This window comes from Oleiphilus sp. HI0123, from assembly GCF_001635315.1.
The window spans coordinates 1-1,227 of record NZ_LWGE01000332.1; the positions used below are offsets into that span (position 1 = coordinate 1).

General features: G+C 43.7%; 3 protein-coding genes. All 3 read left to right on the top strand.

Annotated features, from left to right (window positions below; translation table 11 throughout):
- Window positions 1-61: 61 nt before the first annotated feature.
- The 3 genes from A3761_RS03170 to A3761_RS03180 are packed head-to-tail and all read left to right on the top strand — an operon-like array spanning window position 62 to window position 1,107.
- Complete coding sequence (locus A3761_RS03170; RefSeq protein ID WP_068512395.1) at window positions 62-454, top strand: DUF3619 family protein; 393 nt, start codon at window positions 62-64, stop codon at window positions 452-454.
- Complete coding sequence (locus A3761_RS03175; protein ID WP_068512398.1) at window positions 447-668, top strand: hypothetical protein; 222 nt, start codon at window positions 447-449, stop codon at window positions 666-668. Before A3761_RS03170 ends, A3761_RS03175 begins: the two co-directional genes overlap by 8 nt.
- Entirely contained in the window at window positions 661-1,107 is a 447-nt protein-coding gene (locus A3761_RS03180) for a DUF3106 domain-containing protein (RefSeq protein ID WP_068553381.1), read from the top strand. The genes A3761_RS03175 and A3761_RS03180 overlap by 8 nt, the downstream gene beginning before the upstream one ends.
- The last annotated feature ends 120 nt before the right edge of the window (window positions 1,108-1,227 follow it).

A 1,227-nucleotide genomic window follows, 5' to 3' on the forward strand; every position in this document is an offset into this window, starting at 1 on the left:
TATGGAAAAGCTGCGCTCATCAAAAGCGCAATTGCAGTAAACCAGAGTTCAGGTCAAGAGAATGAACGATAAAGAAATTCAACAACGAGCTAAGCAAGCGCTGGACGAAAGTACCCGGAATCTTTCCCCTAAAGTACAGCGCAGCCTATATCAAGCAAGACAAGACGCTATGGCACAAAATTCAAAGCCATGGTTTAGGCACCCCTTAGTAGGATTCACAGTGGCAGCAAGCTTTTCGGCTGTTCTGTTGATAAACTATTTGCCACAGAAGCAAGGAGAAAATATTCCAAACCTTGTTCAAGCAAATATTGACGACTTTGTTCTACTATCGAACTTCGACGAAACAGACTTGGATATTGCAGAAGATTTAGAATTCTCCTATTGGTTATCGGAACAACTAGAAAATGAAACAATACCTGAAACCTTATCTGTTAGTGAGCTGCGTAATGGCTAATGCATTCACTACTTTTCAAGTTCGAGCTAACGAAGCGCCTATTCAAGATATGAGCTTCTTTCTGTTTCTGGCCGAGACAATCGTCAATGGCAAAGAACTTGTAACGCCTATCGACTTACAGCAGATTAGCGATAACGAGCTGTCCAACTCCAAGGATCACGACTTGGTGCCCAGTGAACCTGAAAATAGCGAACAGGAGGCAAACCATGAATAAGCTTCCCAAGCACTTAATCACATTATTACTGGCCAGCTTTGTTTCGCTTTCTTTTGCAGAGGAATGGTCATCTTTGCCAAACGAAACCCAAATATTACTCATCCCTTTTCAATCACAATGGGATAGCTTAGACAAAACCAAGCAAGAAGCCTTGGTTACAGGGGCAAATCGTTGGGCAAATATGGATAAGGAGCAAAGAGAACTTGCGAAGCAGCGCTTTTCCAAATGGCAAACGCTATCACCTGAAGCACGCTCGGCCTTAAAAGATAAAATGCAGCGCTTTAAAGCCCTGCCTGCTGAGCATCAGAACTCTCTGAGAAAGAGTATGCGTAAATTTAAGCAACTCCCAGAGGCAAAAAAGCAAAAGCTGCGTCAGAGCTTCAAGCGGCTCAGCCCAAGCCAAAGAGCAAAGCTAAGACGTAATATTCGCAAGCCTTAGTCACTTCTTCTACCAAACCAGCCCAAAGCGCAGGTTCCATTGGGTACCGATATTGTCGAGGTCAATCGCTTCTTCAAACGATAACTCGACTTGATATCGATCGATTAACAGCTCAAGGCC